The organism is uncultured Campylobacter sp. (assembly GCF_938045535.1).
Classification (GTDB): Bacteria; Campylobacterota; Campylobacteria; order Campylobacterales; family Campylobacteraceae; genus Campylobacter_B.
Genome location: NZ_CALIMQ010000156.1, coordinates 1 through 4,855, shown reverse-complemented (window position 1 = coordinate 4,855; position 4,855 = coordinate 1). Strand labels below are relative to the sequence as shown.

General features: G+C 50.1%; 5 protein-coding genes and 2 pseudogenes. All 7 read left to right on the top strand.

Annotated elements, in window-relative coordinates:
* On the top strand, positions 1-334 hold a 334-nt coding region (locus tag Q0095_RS05005; protein ID WP_297881934.1), incomplete at its 5' end, for an AIR carboxylase family protein.
* Positions 335-337: 3 nt separating this feature from the next.
* On the top strand, positions 338-739 hold the full coding sequence (locus Q0095_RS05000; RefSeq protein WP_297881932.1) for a GyrI-like domain-containing protein: 402 nt from the start codon (positions 338-340) through the stop codon (positions 737-739).
* Positions 740-831: 92 nt separating this feature from the next.
* Positions 832-1,668 (top strand): annotated as a pseudogene (glyQ, locus tag Q0095_RS04995) (glycine--tRNA ligase subunit alpha); the annotation flags it as partial.
* 167 nt (positions 1,669-1,835) lie between these two features.
* Positions 1,836-2,558 (top strand): Nif3-like dinuclear metal center hexameric protein, encoded by a 723-nt coding sequence (locus tag Q0095_RS04990; protein ID WP_297881930.1) that lies wholly within the window; start codon positions 1,836-1,838, stop codon positions 2,556-2,558.
* Between the two features lie 9 nt (positions 2,559-2,567).
* On the top strand, positions 2,568-3,275 hold the full coding sequence (locus Q0095_RS04985; protein WP_297881928.1) for a zinc ribbon domain-containing protein: 708 nt from the start codon (positions 2,568-2,570) through the stop codon (positions 3,273-3,275).
* A complete protein-coding gene (locus Q0095_RS04980) occupies positions 3,272-4,660 on the top strand; it encodes a 3-deoxy-D-manno-octulosonic acid transferase (RefSeq protein WP_297881926.1) in 1,389 nt (462 codons plus the stop codon). Before Q0095_RS04985 ends, Q0095_RS04980 begins: the two co-directional genes overlap by 4 nt.
* Positions 4,660-4,855 (top strand): annotated as a pseudogene (locus Q0095_RS04975) (RNA pseudouridine synthase); the annotation flags it as partial. The gene Q0095_RS04980 and the pseudogene Q0095_RS04975, both read left to right, overlap by 1 nt.

Below are 4,855 nucleotides of genomic sequence, written 5' to 3'. Positions count from 1 at the left end.
CGCGCAGGTTTTCATCTGCGCGGCGGGCATGGCGGCGCATCTTGCGGGCGCGGTCGCTGCGAATACGACCAAGCCGGTGCTGGGCGTCCCGCTCGGCGGCAGCGCGCTTAGCGGCGTAGATGCGCTGTATTCGACCGTGCAGATGCCTGCGGGTATCCCCGTCGCGACGCTTGCGATCGGCAAGGCGGGCGCAAAAAACGCGGCGTATCTGGCGGTGCAAATTTTAGCTCTAAACGACGAGGTGCTAAGCTCGAAGCTAAAGGCGGATCGCGCGGCAAAAGCGGAGGCTCTGAAAAAGGACTCCGAGCAGATCGAAGTGCTGCTTGAAGATTAATCTATGAAAATTTTAAAATTGAGCGAAGGCTTTGAAATTTGTGGGCTAAAGACTCGCACGAATAACGCGGATGAGATTAGCGGGCGAGGGGCGATCGCAAATTTGTGGGGCGAGTTTTTAAAATTTAACGCTAGCAGAAGCAGCGCCGAGAAAAACGAAATTTATGCTGCGTATTACGACTACGAAAACGGCGCACAGGGCGAATACTCCGCGCTAATAGGCACTTGCTCGAAGGAGCAGCACCATAAAGAAAGCCACGACGAAGCTTGCAAATCCGCGAAGCAGTGCCGTAAAAATGAGCGCGATGAAACCGGCGATAAATTACGTATCGAAGCGGGCGATTACGCGGTTTTTGATTTTGCGAACGAGCCTACGAGAGTAGGCGAATGCTCGGCTGAAATTTGAAAAATTTAAGAGCCGCGAAGAGCCTTTGAGACGGGCTTTGAAAAGCACTCGGAAGATAGAATTTAAATTTACATATCGATAAAAGGATAAAAATGACGTTTTCACAGATTATTTTGACGCTTCAAAACTACTGGCACGAGCAGGGCTGCTTGCTCGTTCAGCCCTACGATATGCCCGCGGGCGCGGGCACCTATCATCAGGCTACCTTTTTGCGCAGCCTTGGAAGTAAACCTTGGCGCGCTGCATACGTAGCACCCTCGCGTCGCCCCACAGACGGGCGCTACGGCGAAAACCCAAACCGCTTGGGCGCGTATTATCAGTTTCAGGTGATCTTAAAACCAAGCCCGGACAATATCCAAGAGCTCTATCTAAAAAGCCTGGAAAAGCTCGGGCTCGATCTTAAAAGCCACGATATCCGCTTCGTAGAAGACAACTGGGAGAGCCCGACGCTTGGAGCTTGGGGGCTTGGCTGGGAGGTTTGGCTGGACGGCATGGAGGTGACGCAGTTTACATATTTTCAGCAGGTAGGCGGCATCACGTGCGAGCTCATAAGCGGCGAGATCACCTACGGGCTTGAGCGCTTGGCGATGTATCTGCAAAACAAAGACGACGTTTACGACATCGTCTGGGACGACAAGGCGGGGCTAGTAACCTACGGCGACGTGCATAAAAGGGGCGAGTTCGAGTTTAGCAAATACAACTTCGAGCTTGCGGACACCGCGATGCTTTTTAATCAATTTGAAAACTGTTTCGGCGAGTGCAAAAGTATCCTAAAGCACGGCCTGGCGCTTCCTGCGTATGATTACTGCATGCTCGCGGCACACACGTTCAACGTCCTTGACGCGCGCGGAGCGATCTCGGTCACGCAGAGGCAGGATTATATTTTAAAGATCCGCGATCTTGCCAAAAACTGCGCGCTTTGCTACGCAGATCCGCAAAAATATGTCGCCGATCTTTGCGGCACGGTATGCTGTGATAAAAAAGGCGGCAAAGACGGCGGCGCGGCAAACGCAAACTCCGTAGGCGCAAATTTAAAAAACGCTTGCGGCAAGCAAAATTCCGCAAATAAAACAGATAAAAGCGCAGAGTAGGATTTATGAAAACGGGCGAAATTTATGAAATTTTAAATGCCGTCGCGCCCTTTTGCGACGCGGAGGCGTGGGATAATAGCAGGCTAATGCTTGGAAACTTGGATGATGAAATTTCAAAAATCTATCTAAGCCTCGACGTTACTAGCGAGCTGGTGCGCGAGGCGGAGGCGGGCTCGCTTTTCGTGGTACACCACCCTCTGATTTTCAGTCCGCTAAAATCGCTTGATCCGCGGCTATATCCTGCAAATTTGATCTATGAGATGATCCGCAAAAATATCTCTCTCATCGCGATGCATACGAACTTTGACAAGCACGTTTTAAACGGGTTCGTAGCGCGTGAAATTTTAAAATTTGAAATTACGGATGAGCGGGAATTTTTGGTTTTCATGCGCGCGGATTTGAGCTTTGAGGCTCTGTGCGCGGATATAAAACGCAAGCTTGGCATTGAGCATCTACGCGCCGTAAAGACGAAAAATTTTATCCGAAATATCGCGCTTTGCACCGGCAGCGGAAGCGAACTGAATCAAAACTTGAGCGTGGATTGCTTCATCACGGGCGATATAAAATATCACACGGCGCTTCAAAATTTAGAAAACGGCGTGAGTTTGATCGACATAAATCATTTTGAAAGTGAGCGCTATTTTGGGCGCGCGCTCGCACCTTTCTTGCAAAAAAGCGAAATTGAAGTTATAATAAGCGAGCAAAAAAATCCATTTACGTATTATTAAAGGAAAAAGATGAACAAATATTTAAGCCAATTGGTAGAGCTTTGCGAATTCGATAAGCAGCTGGACGAGTTTAAGCCTAAAATCGAGGCTGCACAAGAGAAATTGGGCAAAAAAAGTGGCGAAATTTCAGGCGCAAAAGAACAGATCGAAACTCTAAATGCGGAGATCGCCGAGCTAAAATCTCAAATTCTACAAGCAAACGCGCAGCTTAGCGCCTTTTCGTCCAAGCTAAAAAGCACTGGCAAAAAAAGCGGCGCAGCAAAAACCGAAAAGGAGATCAAGGCCCTTAGCGTCGAAGAGGACATCGCAAAAGAACAGCTCGAAGCCACAAACGAGGAGATCGAAAGGCTGGAAAAGATCGTAGCCGCAAAGGAAGCGCTCGTAAAAGAGCAGAGTGAAAAGCAAGAGGCGTTTGAAGCCGAGTTAAAAAGCTTGCGGGAGCAGGTAAGCGCCGAGATGGGCGAGGTCGAGGTCGCACGCGGCGCGATCTATGCCAAGCGCGATAAGCTAATGCAGGCGATGAATCCAAAAACAGTTTCATTCTACGAAAAGATCCGCAAGTGGGCGGGCAATACGGCGGTCTCGCCGGTGCGCAAACAGGCCTGCTACGGCTGCTTTATGCGTATAAGCGACAAGACCTATTCTGCGGTCATTAAAAGCGACGACATCGTAACCTGCCCGTATTGCGGTAGAATTTTATATAAAGAAGCCGAGTGATCTACACCGCCTTGGCGTTTTTGGCGTGGCTCGTCGCTGCGCCTTTTATTTTTATCCTAAGCTTTAAAAAAAAATACCGCACGAGCTTGAAGGCGCGATTTTTTCTATACAAAAACCCTAAATTTAGCCCCGCTGCGGTGCACTTTCACGCTTGCAGCTTGGGCGAGGTAAACGCTCTTGCGCCGCTAATTTCTAAATTTGACGATGTCGCGCTTAGCACGACCACGCAGACGGGCTTCAGTGCTGCGCGCGCGCTTACGCCGAACTCTCGCTACCTGCCGTTTGAAAACTGGCTTCCGTTTTGGCTTACGAGCAGCCGCGTGCTGGTGATTTTTGAAGCGGAGCTGTGGCTAAATTTGATCCGTTCCGCCAAAGCGCGCGGAAGCTACGTAATCCTGCTAAACGCGCGCATTAGCGATCGCTCGTACGCGAGCTATCTACGTTTTAAGCTTTATTATCGCAAAGCGTTTGAAAATATCGACCTGGTGCTTGCGCAAAGCGAGCTTGATGCGGCGCGGCTGCGGGAGCTCGGCGCAAAAAATATAAAGGTCGCAGGCAACATAAAAAGCGCGAATATCGCCGTTGCGGCGAAGGATTATTCCGCCGCGGCCGCAAATAGCTTCGTGCTTACGATCTCAAATACTCACGAGGGCGAAGAGGAGCTCGTTTTATCAAATTTAAACGATTTTATAAAATTTCACGGCTCGCAGAGTGCTCTTGAAAAATACCCGCGCACAACGGGCTCTCATGGCGATAAGAGCTTGCCTGCGGCTGAGCTTCGCGGCGAGACGAGCTCGACTGAGCCTGTAAATTTAAACGCAGCTTTTTTGGATGCGGCGACTTCAAACGACGCTTCGTCCGCCGTGCCGAATACGGCACCTTTAAACGGCGCGTCTTTAAATTCTACCGCACCGAATACGACATCTTCGACTGCCGTGCCGCAAAAGCTAAAAATCATCCTGGCGCCGAGACATCCGGAGCGCTTTGAAAAGGTACGTGAAATTTGTGAGATTTGGGCGCGCGAACATGGGCTTAGCTTTGAGCGGTTTAGCGACGGCGCTGGGCTTGGGAGCGATTTTATCTTGCTCGATGCCTTCGGAGAGCTAGCGAACTTTTATAAAATTTCAAACGTCGTGATCTTGGGCGGTAGTTTTTTGCGCAATATCGGCGGACATAGCCCGATCGAGGCGGCGAGCTTCGGCGTGCCGATCATCAGTGGGCGATTTTTTCATAATCAAAAGGCGCTGTACGCGCTCGTACAAAACATCGCTCTATGCGACGCGAATGAAATTTCAAGCGCTTTAAAAGAGCCGCTAAAGAGCACGCGGATAGATAAAATTTGCGATCTGCAAGAGATAGAAAATTTAATTAAGGAAAGAATTTAATGCAAGAAAAAGCCTACAAGCTGCTGGCGGCGCAGGAAAACATCTCGCACAACGAAGCCAAGGCCCTCATCGACGCGGGGCTTGTAAGCGCGCGCGGCGCAAAGATCGCTCTAGCGCGCGAGATGCTCGGCGAAAATACTAAATTTAGTGTGATGAAGCCCGCAAAACCCGCGATCATTTACGAGGATGAGAACG

Excerpts from the sequence above, each read along its gene's own strand:
- Q0095_RS05000 (WP_297881932.1), top strand. The coding sequence starts at position 338 with ATGAAAATTTTAAAATTGAGCGAAGGCTTTGAAATTTGTGGGCTAAAG.
- Q0095_RS04990 (WP_297881930.1), top strand. The coding sequence starts at position 1,836 with ATGAAAACGGGCGAAATTTATGAAATTTTAAATGCCGTCGCGCCCTTT.
- Q0095_RS04985 (WP_297881928.1), top strand. The coding sequence starts at position 2,568 with ATGAACAAATATTTAAGCCAATTGGTAGAGCTTTGCGAATTCGATAAG.